This is a genomic window from Amycolatopsis halotolerans (assembly GCF_042647905.1).
GTDB lineage: Bacteria > Actinomycetota > Actinomycetes > Mycobacteriales > Pseudonocardiaceae > Amycolatopsis > Amycolatopsis halotolerans.
This window is the reverse complement of the sequence record NZ_JBHRWI010000076.1, coordinates 136662-151897: the sequence shown is the minus strand read 5'-3', so window position 1 is coordinate 151897 and position 15236 is coordinate 136662. Positions and strand designations below refer to the sequence as shown.

Below are 15236 nucleotides of genomic sequence, written 5' to 3'. Positions count from 1 at the left end.
ATGCCCGCCGAGTACTTCGAGGTCGACTCGGCCGCGGTCGGCGCCCGATTCGCGGTGAGCGTCTTTCTCCCGCGCGGTTACGAGCGCGGCGGGGATTGGCCGCTGGTGTACGCCACGGACGGCAACATCGTCGGGCCGCTCACCGAAGGCCTGCGCGGCGCGCTCACCGACCGGCAGCAGGCGCGCCCGGTCGAGCCGTATGTCCAGGTGAACGTCGGCTATGTCGCGGAAGACGCGCCAAACCAGCTGGTCTTGCGCAACCGCGACCTGGTTCCCCCTGGCGAGGGCGTGCCGGACTTCATGCGCGCGCACATCCGAAACCGGCTCGGCGTTGAATCGGGCGCGGTGCCGGAATCGGTGTGCGACGACTTCTTCGCGCAGCAGAAGAACGCTCGCGCGGACAACTTCCTCGCGTTCCTGGAGACCGAACTGCATCCGGAGATCAAGTCCCGGTACCGGTTCCGCTCCGACGATGTCGGACTGTTCGGCTACTCCTACGGCGGTCTGTTCACCCTGTTCGCCTTGACCTCGGGTTCCGCCCTCTTCAGCCGGTTCGGTGCCAGCAGCCCGGGAGTGGTCGTGCCGGACAGCCGCATCTACGAACGCTACGGAAACCTGCGCAGGCTGCCCGGGGAAACGTTCCTGCACCTGACCGTCAACGCGTACGAAATGCTCGGCCCCAGCAAGTTCTACCGGCACCTGGCCATCGAGTTCCTGCGCTTCCTCGACGTGGTGACCGAGCGCCCGCTGCCGGGCCTGCGAGTCAGCACCGAGCTGATCCCGGGCGAATCGCACAGCACCGGGATGGTCGACGCGTACCGGAGTTTCCTGCGTGCCTGCTACCCCGGAGGTGCTTCATGAAGACGACCGCCGCGTTGCTGTGGGAAGCGCCGGGCACGTGGGACGTGCGCGAGGTGGACCTGGATCCGCCCAAGGCGGGCGAAGTCCTCGTGCAGATGATGGCGTCCGGCCTGTGCCACTCCGACGACCACTTCGCCCAGGGCGACATCCCGTTCCACTCCTATCCGGCTTGCGGCGGCCACGAGGGAGCCGGCATTGTCCGCGAGGTCGGGCCGGGCGTCACCCGGGTCGTGCCGGGCGACCATATCGTCACGTCGTTCATCCCGGCGTGCGGGCACTGCCGGATGTGCGTGGCCGGGCGGCAGAACCTGTGCGACAACGGGGCGCTGATCACCGTCGGCACCCAGCTCGACGGCACGTTCCGGATGCACGCCGACGGCCGCGGGGTCGCACAGAACGCGTGCCTCTCCACGTTCTCCGAATGGACTGTCATCCCCGAGGTGTCCGCGACGCCGATCCGCCGCGACATCCCGTTCGAGGTCGCCGCGATCGTCGGGTGCGCGGTGCCGACCGGCTGGGGCTCCGCGGTGCGCGCGGCCCAGATCGACGCCGGCGACGTGGTGATCGTGATGGGCACTGGCGGGATCGGGATGAACGCGGTGCAGGGCGCGCGCTACGTCGGGGCCGAGCACGTCCTCGCGGTCGACCCGGTGGCGATGAAACGCGAACTGGCGCTGAAACTCGGGGCCACGCAAGCATTTGCGGACATCGGCGAGGCGGCTGAAGTGGCTCGCTCGCTCACCAACGGCCAAGGCGCGGACTCGGCGATCGTGTGCGTGGGTGTGCTCGCCACGGAACATCTCGCACAGGCATACGCGGCTGTCCGCAAGGGCGGCACCCTCGTGGTGACCAGCGCGGCGAAGCACGACCTCATCGGGATCCCGGTGCCGCTGCTCGAATTCACCATGTCGGAAAAGCGGATCCAGGGCGCGCTCTACGGAATGGGTGGCCCGGCCCGGGAGATCCCGCTCATGCTGGATCTCTACCGGAACGGCTCGCTGAAACTGGAGGAACTGATCACCCGGACCTACGACCTCAAACAGGTCAACGAAGCGTACGCGGACCTGCACAACGGGCTGAACGTGCGCGCAGTGGTGAGTTTCGCGAACCGGCACGGAGGATCCTGATGACCACATTGGACGGAAAAGTCGCCCTGATCACCGGTGGCACCGGCGGGATCGGCCTGGGCGTGGCGCGTCGGCTGGCCGCAGCCGGGGCGACGGTCGTGCTGAACGGCCGGGACGAACGCAAAGCCGAAGCCGTGCTGGCCGAACTGGACGGCAAAGGCCATTTCGCGGCGGGCGATGTCCGGTCCGTGAAGGACATGGCCGCGGTGGCCGCCGAAACGGCCGAGCGGTTCGGCGGCATCGACATCGTCGTGCCGAGTGCGGGCGGCAACGACGACGAGGCCCGCACCACCGCGGTGCGCGGGTCGTTCGCGGACATCGATCTGGAACGCGTCACCGCGTTCATCGGTTCGGCGGTCGCGGCGAAACTCAACGTCGTGCAGGCGGCTCTGCCGTACCTGCGGGCGCGCGGCGGCGGCAGTGTCGTCTTCGTGACGTCGGAGGGCGGCCGGGTCCCGACGCCCGGCCAGACCGCCATCGCCACCTTCTCCGGCGGCTTGATCATGGCGAGCAAGGTCCTGTCGAAAGAGCTTGCCCGCGACCGGATCCGGGTGAACTGCGTCTGCGTCACGGTGGTCCGCGACTCTCCATCGTGGACTGCCGCGTTCGAATCGGAAGACGCGGTGAGCGACCGGCACCGCAGGCAGTACGAGAAGATCATCGAACGCAGCCCGCTCGGCGTCGCGGCTCCGGAGGACATCGGCGACGTCGTCGCGTTTCTGGCTTCCGGAGAGTCCCGGTACCTCACCGGCCTGGTCGCCAGCCCGACCGGCGGCCTCACCGTCCACTGAGGAGGTCCCGTGATGCTGCCGGACGCGCTGAGCGGGCGCTGGTACAACTCGCGGACGTTCGATCCGGACGATCCGTGGGCCGATTTCGCCCCGCGCAGCGCGGCGGTGGTGCTGGTCGACCTGATCAACTGGCAGGCGCACCGCGCCGGGTTCAGCGCACGGGTGGCCTCCGGGGACTACAAGACCGCACGGTGCGAGAACGTCGTGGTCCCAGCACTGGCGCGGGTGCTGGCCGCGGCCCGGGACGCGGGCGCGGCGATCGTCCATTCGAGACTGGCCAGCCGGGCTGTCGATTGCGCGGACATCGTGCCGGCGTTGCGGGCGTATGTGCGGGCGGCGGAGGCGTGGGAAGGAAACTGGGCCGCCGAACCTCTCGACGGCCTTTACTCGCCCGGCGACCTGGTGGTCACGAAGTCCGGCTCGGGAGCGTTCGGCAGCTCGGATCTCGACCAGGTGCTGCGGAACCTCGGCGTGCGGACGGTGCTTTACGCCGGGGTGGTGACCGACCGGTGCGTCCTGCTCACCGCCGCGGCCGGGTTCGATCTCGGCTATCAGCAGTACCTGCTGACCGACTGCACCGCCGCCGTGACTGCCGGGGACCAGGCCGCGGCGGAGCGGCTGATCGGCGGCTACCTGGCGCGGCCCGTCACCGCGGCCGAGGCGGTCAGGGCGTTCGAGGCGGGCTGACGGACGGGTCCGCGGCGGGTTCCGCGTGGGTCTTGGCCCAGCTGGCGAGGAGAAGGAGGGCGTCGTGGGCGGAATGGTCGCCGGGCGGGGCGAGGTAGCTGTAGAGGCTGAGCCCGTCGGTGCCCGGGATGGCGAGCCCTTCGTAGCGCAGGGTCAGGTCGCCGACCACCGGATGGCGGAACTGCTTCTCGCCGCGGTCGTGGGTCCGGACGTCGTGGCGGGCCCAGCGGGTCTTGAACTCGTCGCTGCGGGTGGCCAGTTCGCCGATCAGTTCGGTGAGTTTCCGGTGGTACGGCGCGCGTCCGGCCTCGGCGCGCAGCAGGCAGACCGCGTAGTCGGCGATCAGGCCCCAGTCCGGGAAGAACTCGGCCGAGCGGTCGTCGAAGAACACGTACCGGGCGAGGTTGGGCGTGCCGGGGGAACGGTCGTAGACGTCCGAGTACAGCGCGCGGCCGAGGTCGTTGGCCGCGACGAGGTCGAGGCGGCCGTTCTGCACCAGCATGGGCAGGTCGGGCGTGCGGTCGAGCATCAGCAGCACGCCGTCCGGGACGCGGTCGGGGGCGCGCCGGGCGCCGGTGCGGGGCCGGGCGCGGGCAAGGCCGAACAGATGCGCCGTCTCGACGTCGTTCAGCAGCAGTGCCCGGGAGATCGCGTAGAGCACCTCTTCGGAGATGTCGCCGGCGCGGCCGCGTTCGATCTGGACGTAGTAGTCCGGGCTGACCCCGGCCAGCGTCGCGACCTCCTCGCGCCGGAGCCCGGGTACCCGGCGGCGTCCGGACGAGGGCAGCCCGACCTGGTCAGGCGTCACTTTCGCCCGGCGGGAGACCAGGAACTCCTTGAGATCCGCCGCCACGCTCATCCTCCACACGGTAGGCGGTCCGGCCGGTCCGGGGGAGGGGACGACAGCACCCCCCCGCCCCGGCGGCGGGTCAGAGGTTCTCGCGGTAGAACGGCACGAGCCGCTCCAGCGCGATCTTCACCGGCTCCGGCTTGTCGTAGAGGTCGTAGTGCGACCAGCCCTCGGCGACCACGAGTTCCTTCTTCTCCGAGCGGGCGCGGCGGACGATCTCCAGGCCGTCCCGGTAGGACCCGAACGCGCCCGGCTTGTCGCCGACGACGACCATCAGCGGCTGGGTCAGCAGCACCTCGGCGCGGTTGAACGCGTCCCAGCCGACCGCGGTCGCCTGGTGCGAGAACAGCGCCCGGTTGAGCCCGTGCGGCTTGCGGCCGCGGTCGCTGCGGTAGTACTCGGTGGCCTCGGCGACGTCGATCTCGGTCAAGCCCAGCTCCTGGGCCTTCTCCGGCGACGGCGGCAGCAGGTCGTCCACGCGCAGTTCCGCGCCGCGGGCTTCGGCGGTACGCTGCGCGGCCATCGCCTCCAGGGCGGCGATCGGGTCGTAGTTCGTGAACGACTCGTGCATCAGCCGTCCGTAGTTCGCGCCCGCGACGGTGCCGAGCGCCTTGATCCGGCGTTCGGTCATGGTCGCGTTCACCGAGTAGCCGCCCGCGCCGCAGATGCCCAGCACGCCGATCCGGTCCTCGTCCACATAGGACTGGGCGACGAGGTAGTCGATGACGTAGCTGAAGTCCTGCACGCGCAGCGTCGGGTCTTCGATGAACCGCGGCTCGCCGCCGCTGGCGCCCTGGAAGCTGGCGTCGAAGGCGACCGCCACAAAACCTTCGTCGGCGAGCGCCGTTCCGTAGACGTTGCCGGAGGTCTGCTCCTTGCAGCTGCCGATCGGGTGCGCGGTGATGACGACGGGGTACTTCTTGGTTTCGTCGAACTCCGGCGGGAAGTACACGTCCGCCGCGATGTCCCAGTAGAGCGCTTTCACGCTGACTTGCTCGATCTTGCTCGGCACAGTCTCTCTCGCTTCCTCGGTCGGTTCCCTTCGGTGCTTCCCACGCTAGGAAGGCCGGCGACGTCGAGGCAGGGGCTGAGAGCACCCCCCTGTGCACCCGCCGTCTGGCCTACCGTCGGAGCCGGGGCCGAATCCGCCGAACACCAAGGAGGTTTCGGCCTCCGGTCGGCGAACTCACCTTTTCGCGAAAGGGGTCATCATGACCAAAGTCCTCGTGCTCGGCGCGTCCGGGCAGATCGCGTCCTGGGCTGTCGGCATGCTCGCCGACCAGGGCACGACGCTCACCCTCTTCGCCCGCAGCAAGGCCCGCATCAGCAAGGTGCCGAATGGATCGACCGTCATCGAGGGCGACGTGAACGACCGGACCGCACTGGCGGAGGCCGTTCGCGGACAGGACGTTGTCTACGCGAATCTCGCCGGAGACATCGACCGTCAGGCGAGGGCCATTGTCGAGGCCATGGAGGCCGCGGGCGTCAAGCGGCTGGTCTTCGTCACGGCGCTCGGCATCTACCACGAGGTGCCTGGCGAGTTCGGCCGCTGGAACCGCGAGACGATCGGCGCGTCCACGCTCGACACTTACGCGGCAGCATCCGACGCGATCGAGGCCTCCCGGCTGGACTACACGGTGCTGCGCCCGGCCTGGCTCTCCGACGCCGACGAGGTCGCTTACGAGGTGACCCAGCGGGACGAGCCGTTCAAGGGCACCACCGTGTCCCGCAAGAGCGTCGCCGCGGTTGTCGCCGACCTCGTCGCGCATCCGGAGAAGCACGTGCGGGAGAACCTGGGCGTGAACAAGCCCGGCACCGACGGGGACCGACTCGTCTGGTAGTGGCCGCGCTCCGTGCGATGAGGCCGAATCCGGTGCCGCCGCCGGGGAATCCGCCGCGATTGCCGGGCGCGAACGGCTGACAGGCTCCGGCGCGGCGCTCGCCCGCGCGGTCGGCCGTGGCTCGATGCCTCTGGCGAACAAGGTAGTTAGGCACCTGATAGTATGGTGGCTATGGATGAGTTGTTGGGCAAGAGGCAAGGGTTGCTGTTGCGTCGCCTCGGCGGCAACGACGCGCGGCTCGCGATGGGAGTGCTGGCGGCGGCACGTCGGATCGACGACAGCTACAACGAGCTGCTGGCCGAGCACGACCTGTCGGGCGGTCGGTTCGCGGCGCTGCTGGCGATCAGCGAGACTCGCGGGATCACTCCGGCCCGGCTGTCCGAGGAGCTCGAGGTCAAGCGGGCGACCGTCACCGGCCTGGTCGACGGGCTCGTCAAGCGAGGCCTGGTTGTGCGGGGCGGCGATGAGGCCGACCGGCGGGTTCAGACGTTGACAGCGACTTCGGACGGAGAGCACCGGGTCCAGGTCGTCCTGCCGCTGGTGGAGCAGTGGCTCGGCGGGTTGATCTCCGGCGTCGATCGCGAGACGGCTTGGCCGCTGCTGTCGCGCATCCACCGAAACCTCGGCTCGAGCGGGGACAGCTGATCTCCGCCGCGACGGCCGACCCATCAGTTTTCTAGAGAAAGCGTTGTCTGCCATGGACTGGGCTGCTCTCCGGGACGCCGCGCGTCGCGGCATGCGACCGGGCAAACCCTTGCAGGAACCCCGCAAGCTGCTGCGCGTGGCGATCGGGATGCTGGTCGCGGCGATCGTCGGCTACCTCCTGCACGACCCGGGGGAGCAGCTGCTGGTCACGGTCGGCGCGTTCCTGGCCGCGATCGCCGCGGTCATGCCGCACAACCGGTCCCGGATCGTCGCGACGGCGGTGACCTGTCTCGCGCAGATCGCCGCCGCGGCCCTCGGGGTGCTTCTCGGCGGGAACTGGGCGGTCGCGCTGCCGCTCGTTTTCGTCCTGTTCCTGGTCGCCGGGCTGCTGCGGGCCGTGGCGCTCAGCCTCAGCATCCGGATGACGGTGGTCACCATCGTGTTCCTGGCGTTCGCCGAGATCGCCCCGGCGAGCGTCGGCGGCGCGGTCGGGTTCTTCTCCCTCGGGTTCGCGATCATGTTCCTCGCGCAGCTGCTGCCGCCCTACGGGTCCCGGCACTCGTCGCAGCGCCGCGCCGTCGCGGGTCTGTATCTCGCCATCGCCACCGGCGAGTCGGAGGATTCTGCCTTGCTGGCGGCCGAACGGAGCCTGGCGCTGCTGCGCCGCCGGAGCCACCGCGAGCTCGACCGGCTCGCGCAGCTCGTCGAACGCGGCGAGGAGATCGGCCAGCAGATGCGCGCGCTCGGCAATCGGACGGACGCCGCGTCGGCTCGCTGGCGTGCGGCCGCTTGCGACCAGCTCAGGGCGGTCGCTTCGGCGATCTCCCGGCCGCGCGAGGGCAGCTCTCTCGCCGCCGCCTCGCGGCCGCACCAGCCGGGCGACGGCCTCGAACTCGCCCTGTCCCGTGCGGTCGACACTGCCACCCGCCTGACTGCAGGCGGGGAAGTGCCTCCGGCCTCGGACCAGCGGCGCGCGCCGAGTTCGCTCGAACTGCTGCGGGACGAGCTGCGCTGGGGTTCCCCGATCCTGCACCACGCCGTGCGGCTGGCTGTCGTGTGCGTCATCGCGCAGGTCGTCGGCATGGCCGCGGGCAGTTGGCTGGGACGTGACGCTTTCCTTGCCGGGCATGGCTTCTGGGTGGTCGTCGCCGCGGCGCTGATCGTGTTCCCGGACTACGGTTCCACGTTCTCCCGCGGCATCGGCCGCACCATCGGCACCGTCGCCGGCGCGGCGTTCGGAGTCGCGCTCTCTTTCCTGCCCGCGATCCCGGTCCTGCACGCCGCCGTGCTCCTGCTGCTGTTCTACGGCTACCTCGCGTTCCGCAGCTGCGGACAGCCGTACACCATGTTCTGGGTAGTCGCCTGGATCGGCTCACTCACGCCTGGCCCGCTGGGCGCGACCACGCGCGGCCTCGACACCGTCATCGGCTGTCTGCTCGCGTTCGCCGCTTATCTCGTCGCGCCCACGTGGCAGCGACGGCTGCTCACCGAGCGCCTCACCGAGTGGGCCGAAGCTGCCGCGCGGCAGATCGACGCGCTGGTCCTCCTCTGGACGGCGGACGACGAGCCGCACCGGCTCGCTGTCGCACACAGCACCGTGCGCGCACGACTGACCGGACTGGAGTTCACCGCCGCGGCCCGCAGCGCGCGTGACGAGCCCCGCGACCGGCGCGGCCGCTGGCCGAACGACACCCTCGCCCTGGCCATCGACGCGGTGACGAGCGTGCGCCGCCAGATTGCGGCGCTTTCCGCGCTCGCTCCACTTTGGAACGACGACGAACGCGCAGCCGTCTGTGCTCAGGTCGAGATGCACTCCCGCGTCCTCGACGCCGTCGCGCAGGCTCCCGAGTTTTCCGCGCCGCACAGCAACACCGGCGGCGCGCAAGGGCCGACTGTCTCGGCGGACACCGCTGCGGCGCTTGATCTTCTCCGCGATGCCGGTGCTGCCGTGGAGAAGATCGCCGCGGCGCAGAGCCCGGTCGGCGCGCGATAACCGGCTCGCCCGCGTTCGCGGCGGGCACCCCCGGCGTCGACACCTGGTGTCGGCGGCTGGGACGACGAACTTATCCGATGCCGGAAGGCGGGAGAGGAAGCAAAACAATGCCTGACAACTTGTGGCAGGGCCGCTACGACAGCCTGTTCATCGGCGGCGACTGGGTCGCCCCGTCCACCGACGAGAAGCTGAACGTGATTTCCCCGTACACCGAAGAGATCATCGCGACGGTGCCCATGGGCGTCGAGGCCGACGTCGACCGCGCCGTGGCCGCGGCCCGCGAGGCGTTCGACAAGGGCCCGTGGCCGCGGATGTCGCTGGCCGAGCGCTCGGAGGTCATGCGCAGGCTCAGCGCGGAGATGCAGGCGAACGAGCGGGTGATGGCCGAGCTGGTCTCCGCGGAGATGGGCACGGCGATCCAGCACTCGGTCCCCATCCAGGCGCAACGAGCCCGGTTGATCGTCGATCAGATGATCGAGCTCGCCCAGAGCTACCCGTTCGAGGAAATCCGCGAGGCACCCTCCGGTCGTGCGCTCGTGCACCGGCGTCCCACCGGGGTGCTCGGCGCGATCGTCCCGTGGAACGCGCCGCACTTGATCACCATCATGAAACTTGCGCCGGCTCTGCTGGCCGGATGCACCGTGGTGGTCAAGTCCGCTCCGGACGCGCCGCTGAACCAGTACCTTTTCGCGGAGATGGCGCAGAAGGCAGGGCTTCCCGCGGGCGTGCTGAACATCGTGTCCGGGGATCGCCCGGCCAGCGAGCACCTGGTCTCGCACCCCGGGGTCGACACGATCTCCTTCACCGGATCGACCGGCGTGGGCAAGAGCATCGCCGCGGTGTGCGCGGGCCTGCTGCGCCCGGTCACCCTCGAACTCGGCGGCAAGTCCGCCGCCGTGCTGCTCGACGACATCGACGTGGAATCGACCGTCGATACGGTCATGCACGCCGCGCTGCGCAGCAACGGCGAGGTCTGCACCGCCAAGACGAGGATCATCCTCCCCAGGACCATCTCCGGGCAGTTCGTCGACGCGCTGGTCGCGAGGATCCGCGCACTGAAGATCGGGGACCCGCTCGACCCGACTGTCTACTTCGGACCGCTCGTGAGCTCTCTGCATCGCAACCGCGTCGAGGGCATGATCGCCACGGCCGTGCGGGAAGGCGCCGTCCCGGTCGTCGGCGGCGGCCGGCCGAAGGGGCTGGACAAGGGCTGGTTCGTCGAACCGACCGTTTTCACCGGCGTCTCCCCGTCGATGAACATCGCCCAGGAGGAGGTGTTCGGTCCGGTGATCTCGGTGCTCGAGTACGACACCGAGGAAGAGGCGCTGGCGATCGCCAACGATTCTCGCTACGGCCTCAGCGGCGCGGTGCACTCCGCCGATCCGATGCGCGCCACGCGTTTCGCTGCTCGCATGGAGACCGGCATGACGGAAGTCAACGGGCTCCCGGCCGGGCTCGCCGCGCCGTTCGGCGGCGTCAAGGACAGCGGGCTCGGGTACGAGCTCGGCCCCGAGGGCTTCGACGAGTTCGTCGAGATCAACAGCATCGGCATCCCCGCGGATCTCGACTGGCCCATTCGCTGATTCCGCTCGCTCGATTCGTGGCCCCGGAACGCAGGACAAGAAATCAGGAGAAACCATGAAAGCGGCAGTGCTGCTCGAGGTGGGCAAGCCCCTCGAGATCCGCGACATCGACCTGGCCGCGCCTCTGGCCCACGAGGTCGTGGTCGACGTCAAAGCCAGCGGCTTGTGCCACAGCGACCTGTACACCATGAAGACGGACTTCGGCTGGCCGGTGCCGCTGGTGCTCGGCCACGAGGTCGCCGGGGTCGTGTCCTCGGTCGGACAGGACGTCACTGACGTGGCGGTCGGCGATCACGTCGTGGCCAACCTGATCTCCAGTTGCGGCCGCTGCGCGAACTGCCTGCGCGGCGTGCCCACCAACTGCACGGACCCCGGCGCGATCCGCCGCGGCCCCGGCGAGAAGCCGCGCTACTCGATGCACGGCGTCCCGGTCAGCCAGATCGGTGACATCGGCGGCTTCGCCGAGCAGATCCTGGTGCACGAACGCAACCTCGTCCCGATCGACCGCACCGTCCCCTTCGACCGTGCCGCGCTGCTCGGCTGCGGCGTGATCACCGGCGTCGGAGCCGTGAAGAACGCCGCGGGCGTGCGGTTCGGCGACTCCGTCGCCGTGATCGGCTGCGGCGGGGTCGGCCTGAACGTCGTGCAGGGAGCCGCGATCTCCGGGGCCAGCCACGTGATCGCGATCGACCTGCAGCGCGCGAAGCTCGAGCTCGCACGCAGGTTCGGCGCGACCGATGTCGTCGACCCGGCCGAAGAAGCCGATCTCCCCGCCCGCGTGCGGGAAATCGTCGGCAAAGCCGGTGTCGACTACGCCTTCGAAGTCATCGGCCTGCCGCAGACCGTCCAGCAGGCGATCGACATCACCGACGCCGGGGGCTCGACCTACGTGGTCGGCAAAATGAAGCCGGGAACCTCGGCCGCGCTCACCGCCGGCGACCTGCTGCGCGGCAACAAGAAGCTCAGCGGAGTCTTCATGGGCGCGACGGTCGCGGGCGTCGACATCCCGCTGTATTCCAAGCTGTACCAGCAAGGCCGGTTGAACCTCGACGACCTCGTCTCCGAGACGATCTCGCTCGATCGGATCAACGAGGGGTACGCGAAGCTGGAGAAGGGCGAGATCGCGCGCAGCGTCGTCGTCTTCGACTGAGGCGCGGCACGACCGCTTCCGGGACGTTCGATGTTGCTGCGCAGCTGGGCGGCGTCGTTTCTCCGTACGAGGTCCGAGGCGAGGTCGTGAAGTTTCCGGGACTGGTTGCGTGCGTGGCTGCGCAAGTGGACAAAAGCTTCGTCGGTGGAGGCGTGCAGGCGCTCCGCGAGAACTCCTTGCGCACGCCAAGCGTCCGCGGTCTGACCTCCTGTCAAAGCGAACGCTGTTGCAGGCACCTCGGAAATGGCCGATGCGGTTGGAACGAGTAGTCGTCCCATGCTTTTCGGATGGCCAAATATCGGCACGCGGACCGGTCAGCCGGAATTATTGCGTGAGTGTCCGCTGCGGAGCATCTGAGCCATCCGCCGATCAGAATCGCGGACGTGCGTTCTCGCGGTCGAGTCCGGACTCGACCGCCGCACAGGTCGGCCTGTTTCACCGCGCCGACGGCACGGCATTTTGGCAGGTGCCTGGCCGACGGTATACCCGCTGGCCAGGCACCACTTCGAAGTTTTCTTCCCTCTGCACGGTTCGCCCACGACAGGGCGCGGATCCCGTGACAGTCAGCCGCGGGCAAGCGCTCGGGACTACCGGTCCTTCTGCTCGGCCCACCACTTCTGCCCGGCTTCGGGCAGGGTCTGGATCGGGTCGTAGTACGGGTACTTCCGCTGCAACGCCTCCGGGTCCTCGTGCTCGATCCCGGTCCGGTAGTTCTTCGTCCAGTACGAAATCCCCAGATCGCGGTCGTACTCCGCCAGCTGGTGCACCCACCGCTTCCCGACATAAGGAACGTCGCACACAATCCGCGGCGTGGCATACCCCGGCAGATACCCCATAATAGAATGCTGCAATTCCTGCGCCTCATGCACAGAAACCCGCCAGTGCTCCGCATTCGGAATCATATCGCACATATAAAAATAGTAAGGCAAAATGTTAGCCTCACCCTGCAAGGCAAAGCAAAGATCCAAAAGCGCCGCCGGAGTGGCATTGACCCCGCGCATCAGCACGCCCTGATTCCGCACATCCCGCACACCGACCTGCAGCGCCGTCCGCGCCGCCTCCGCGACCAAAGGCGTCACCGACTGCGCGTGGTTCACGTGCGTGTGAATAGCCAGGTTCACCCCGCGGGCCTGTGCCGTAAGGGCGACCCGCTGCAGCCCCTCGGTCACCTTCGGCTGCAGCCAGTGCTGCGGCAGCGCCGCGAGCGCCTTCGTGGCCAGGCGGATGTCGCGCACCGTCTCGATGTCCATCAGCCGCATCAGGAAGGACTCCAGTTGCGGCCACGGCACGTTGGCGACATCGCCGCCGGAGACGACCACGTCGCGGACGCCGGGGGTGCGCTTCAGGTAGTCGATCATGGCGTCCTGCCGGTCGACCGGCTTGAGCGCGAGCTTGTGCTTCTCGACCTGCTCGGTCGAGTTGCCGACGAGGTCCATCCGGGTGCAGTGCCCGCAGTATTGCGGGCAGGTCGAGATCATCTCGGCCAGCACCTTCGTCGGATAGCGGTGGGTGAGCCCCTCGACCACCCACATCTCGGCCTCGTGCAGCGAGTCGCGTTCGGCGTGCGGGTGGCTGGGCCACGCCGGGTCCCGGTCGCTGCGCACGGGAAGCATGTACCGGCGGATCGGGTCGGCGTAGAACGCCTCGGTCACCTTCGCCGGGTCGGTGCCCGCGTGCGGGGCCATCGTGTTGATCATCTGCGGCGGCAGCAGCATCGACATCGTGGCCATCTCGCGCTGGTCGGCGAGCAGGTCCTCGTAGAACCGCTCCTCCAGCAGGTCGCCCATCAGAGCCCGCAGCTGCTTGGCGTTGCGCACGCAGTGCACGCGCTGCCACTGGGCGTCCCGCCACTCTGCTTCGGTGACGTCGTGCCAGCCGGGGAAGCGGCGCCAGTCGGGTTCTGCCAACTCTGCGCGGACGTACTCGTACGGCTGGTCGAAGGCGGCGGCAGTCGGCACAGGTTCCTGGATCGCAGTCATCTGTACTCCTAGTCGTCGGGAACGCGTGAAAATATCCTGCCATAACGTTAGTCGACCGTAAATCTTTCTGCAGGATGACCCGGTCTGCCCTGCTCGGGGGACCAGGCGGGAGACTCGGGGAGTGAACGACAGCACCACGCTCCTGCTCGGCGGCCGCGTCTACACCCCGTCCTCCCCGGACGCCACCGCGATGGCGGTTTCCGGTGGCACGGTGGTGTGGGTCGGCCAGGACGCCCCGGCCCGCGCGCTGCACCCGGACGCCGAGGTGGTCGACCTGGGCGGGGCGTTCGTCGCGCCGGCGTTCGTGGACGCGCACGTGCACGCCACCTCCACCGGCCTGCACCTGACCGGCCTCGACCTGACCGCGGTCCGCGGCTCCGCCGACCTGCTCGCCGCGGTGCGCGGGGCCGTCGTCCCGGGGCAGGTCCTGCTCGCGCACGGCTGGGACGAGTCGTCCTGGACCGACCAGCGACTCCCGAGCCGCGCCGAACTCGACGCCGCCGCCGGGGACACGCCCGTTTACCTGAGCCGCGTCGACGTCCACTCCGCGCTGGTCTCGAGCGCGCTCACGAAACTCGCGCCCGGTGTCGAGTCCGCCGCGGGATGGTCCGCCGACGGCCCGCTCACCCGCGCCGCCCACCACCTCGTCCGCGGAGCCGCCCGGGACGCGGTCACCCGGGCGCAGCGCCAGGCAGCCCAGCGCGCGTTCCTCGCGACGGCCGCCGCGCGCGGGATCGTGTCGGTGCACGAATGCGCGGGCCCGGACATCTCCGGCGAGGAAGACTTCGCCGACCTCCTGGCGCTGGCCGACCCGGCCCTGCCCGAGGTCGTCGGCTACTGGGGCGAGCTGAACGCCCTCGACACCGCCCGCCGCCTCGGCGCGCACGGCGTCGCCGGAGACCTTTTCGTGGACGGAGCCCTCGGCTCCCGCACCGCCGCCCTCGCCGCGCCGTACTCCGACGAGCCCGGCACCTCCGGCTCCCTCTACGCCGACGCCGCGGTCATCGCCGACCACCTCGTCGCCTGCACCGAAGCCGGGCTGCAGGCTGGATTCCACGTCATCGGCGACGCCGCCGTCGGCGAGGTGATCGAGGGATTCCGCCTCGCCGAGAAGCAGGTCGGCCAGCGTCCCCTCGCCGCGCGGCACCACCGGCTGGAACACCTGGAGATGGTCACCCAGGACCAGGCGCGCGCACTCGCCGGATGGGGCGTCGTCGCGTCCGTGCAGCCGCTGTTCGACGAAGCCTGGGGCGGCGACTCCGGCATGTACTCCGAACGCCTAGGCACCCGCGCGACAGCGCTCAACCCCTTCGCGCAGCTCGCTGCCGAAGGAGTCGTGCTCGCCTTCGGCAGCGACGCCCCGGTGACCGCAGTCGACCCGTGGGCCGCCGTACGCGCGGCTGTGCACCACCACACTCCCGAAGCGCGCCTCTCCGCCCGCGCCGCGTTCACCGCGCACACGCGCGCCGGACACCGCGCGGCAGGCGTCAACGACGGCGTCACCGGCAGCCTCGTCCCCGGCGCACCCGCGCACTACGCGATCTGGGACGCGGCCGACCTCGTCGTCGCCACGGCCGACAGCCGCGTGCAGCGCTGGTCCACCGACCCGCGTTCGGGCGTGCCGCCGCTGCCGAGGCTGGAGCCGGGCGCGCCGCTGCCGCACTGCCTGCGCACCGTCCGCGGCGGGACGGTCATCTACGACGAGTTCACACCGGCCGCTTAGAGTTCC

At 69.7% G+C, this 15236-nt stretch carries 13 protein-coding genes and 1 pseudogene; 10 read left to right on the top strand and 4 right to left on the bottom strand.

Annotated elements, in window-relative coordinates; genetic code table 11:
• The 4 genes from ACFORO_RS44570 to ACFORO_RS44555 are packed head-to-tail and all read left to right on the top strand — an operon-like array spanning position 1 to position 3466.
• A complete protein-coding gene (locus ACFORO_RS44570; protein ID WP_377872559.1) occupies positions 1-861 on the top strand; it encodes an alpha/beta hydrolase in 861 nt (286 codons plus the stop codon).
• Positions 858-1988: an NDMA-dependent alcohol dehydrogenase gene (locus ACFORO_RS44565; RefSeq protein ID WP_377872513.1), complete on the top strand. Its 1131-nt coding sequence runs from the start codon at positions 858-860 to the stop codon at positions 1986-1988. Before ACFORO_RS44570 ends, ACFORO_RS44565 begins: the two co-directional genes overlap by 4 nt.
• Positions 1988-2779 carry an SDR family NAD(P)-dependent oxidoreductase gene (locus tag ACFORO_RS44560; RefSeq protein ID WP_377872512.1) on the top strand — a complete coding sequence of 264 codons (792 nt, stop codon included), beginning with the start codon at positions 1988-1990 and terminating at the stop codon, positions 2777-2779. The genes ACFORO_RS44565 and ACFORO_RS44560 overlap by 1 nt, the downstream gene beginning before the upstream one ends.
• A 12-nt stretch (positions 2780-2791) precedes the next feature.
• Positions 2792-3466, top strand: coding sequence for a cysteine hydrolase family protein (locus tag ACFORO_RS44555; protein ID WP_377872558.1), 675 nt, complete (start codon positions 2792-2794; stop codon positions 3464-3466).
• On the opposite strand, the gene ACFORO_RS44550 is transcribed toward ACFORO_RS44555, so the two are convergent.
• Complete coding sequence (locus ACFORO_RS44550) at positions 3444-4325, bottom strand: helix-turn-helix domain-containing protein (RefSeq protein WP_377872510.1); 882 nt, start codon at positions 4323-4325, stop codon at positions 3444-3446. The two genes, ACFORO_RS44555 and ACFORO_RS44550, sit on opposite strands and share 23 nt — an antisense overlap.
• Before the next feature lie 70 nt (positions 4326-4395).
• The gene (locus ACFORO_RS44545) at positions 4396-5328 is read right to left on the bottom strand and encodes an alpha/beta hydrolase (RefSeq protein WP_354741130.1); all 933 of its coding nucleotides are present in this window, start codon (positions 5326-5328) and stop codon (positions 4396-4398) included.
• A 199-nt stretch (positions 5329-5527) separates the two neighbouring features.
• On the opposite strand from ACFORO_RS44545, the gene ACFORO_RS44540 reads away from it, so the two are divergent.
• From ACFORO_RS44540 to ACFORO_RS44520, 5 genes are all read left to right on the top strand, one after another.
• Positions 5528-6157 carry an NAD(P)H-binding protein gene (locus ACFORO_RS44540; protein ID WP_377872509.1) on the top strand — a complete coding sequence of 210 codons (630 nt, stop codon included), beginning with the start codon at positions 5528-5530 and terminating at the stop codon, positions 6155-6157.
• A gap of 171 nt (positions 6158-6328) precedes the next feature.
• A complete protein-coding gene (locus ACFORO_RS44535; RefSeq protein WP_377872507.1) occupies positions 6329-6802 on the top strand; it encodes a MarR family winged helix-turn-helix transcriptional regulator in 474 nt (157 codons plus the stop codon).
• Positions 6803-6854: 52 nt separating this feature from the next.
• Positions 6855-8795: an FUSC family protein gene (locus ACFORO_RS44530; protein ID WP_377872506.1), complete on the top strand. Its 1941-nt coding sequence runs from the start codon at positions 6855-6857 to the stop codon at positions 8793-8795.
• A gap of 107 nt (positions 8796-8902) precedes the next feature.
• Positions 8903-10378 (top strand): aldehyde dehydrogenase, encoded by a 1476-nt coding sequence (locus ACFORO_RS44525; protein WP_377872504.1) that lies wholly within the window; start codon positions 8903-8905, stop codon positions 10376-10378.
• A 55-nt stretch (positions 10379-10433) separates the two neighbouring features.
• On the top strand, positions 10434-11528 hold the full coding sequence (locus ACFORO_RS44520) for a Zn-dependent alcohol dehydrogenase (protein WP_377872503.1): 1095 nt from the start codon (positions 10434-10436) through the stop codon (positions 11526-11528).
• A gap of 77 nt (positions 11529-11605) precedes the next feature.
• Here ACFORO_RS44520 and ACFORO_RS44515 read toward each other — a convergent pair.
• A pseudogene (locus tag ACFORO_RS44515) lies at positions 11606-11806 on the bottom strand (ANTAR domain-containing protein); the annotation flags it as partial.
• Between the two features lie 309 nt (positions 11807-12115).
• Positions 12116-13507, bottom strand: a complete 1392-nt coding sequence (locus ACFORO_RS44510; protein WP_377872502.1) for a KamA family radical SAM protein — start codon at positions 13505-13507, stop codon at positions 12116-12118.
• 121 nt (positions 13508-13628) lie between these two features.
• On the opposite strand from ACFORO_RS44510, the gene ACFORO_RS44505 reads away from it, so the two are divergent.
• The gene (locus tag ACFORO_RS44505; protein ID WP_377872501.1) at positions 13629-15230 is read left to right on the top strand and encodes an amidohydrolase; all 1602 of its coding nucleotides are present in this window, start codon (positions 13629-13631) and stop codon (positions 15228-15230) included.
• Positions 15231-15236 lie beyond the last annotated feature (6 nt).

Coding starts and splice junctions, on each gene's coding strand:
- ACFORO_RS44570 (WP_377872559.1), top strand. CDS start 1: ATGCCCGCCGAGTACTTCGAGGTCGACTCGGCCGCGGTCGGCGCCCGA.
- ACFORO_RS44565 (WP_377872513.1), top strand. CDS start 858: ATGAAGACGACCGCCGCGTTGCTGTGGGAAGCGCCGGGCACGTGGGAC.
- ACFORO_RS44560 (WP_377872512.1), top strand. CDS start 1,988: ATGACCACATTGGACGGAAAAGTCGCCCTGATCACCGGTGGCACCGGC.
- ACFORO_RS44555 (WP_377872558.1), top strand. CDS start 2,792: ATGCTGCCGGACGCGCTGAGCGGGCGCTGGTACAACTCGCGGACGTTC.
- ACFORO_RS44550 (WP_377872510.1), bottom strand. CDS start 4,325: ATGAGCGTGGCGGCGGATCTCAAGGAGTTCCTGGTCTCCCGCCGGGCG.
- ACFORO_RS44540 (WP_377872509.1), top strand. CDS start 5,528: ATGACCAAAGTCCTCGTGCTCGGCGCGTCCGGGCAGATCGCGTCCTGG.
- ACFORO_RS44535 (WP_377872507.1), top strand. CDS start 6,329: ATGGATGAGTTGTTGGGCAAGAGGCAAGGGTTGCTGTTGCGTCGCCTC.
- ACFORO_RS44530 (WP_377872506.1), top strand. CDS start 6,855: ATGGACTGGGCTGCTCTCCGGGACGCCGCGCGTCGCGGCATGCGACCG.
- ACFORO_RS44525 (WP_377872504.1), top strand. CDS start 8,903: ATGCCTGACAACTTGTGGCAGGGCCGCTACGACAGCCTGTTCATCGGC.
- ACFORO_RS44520 (WP_377872503.1), top strand. CDS start 10,434: ATGAAAGCGGCAGTGCTGCTCGAGGTGGGCAAGCCCCTCGAGATCCGC.
- ACFORO_RS44510 (WP_377872502.1), bottom strand. CDS start 13,507: ATGACTGCGATCCAGGAACCTGTGCCGACTGCCGCCGCCTTCGACCAG.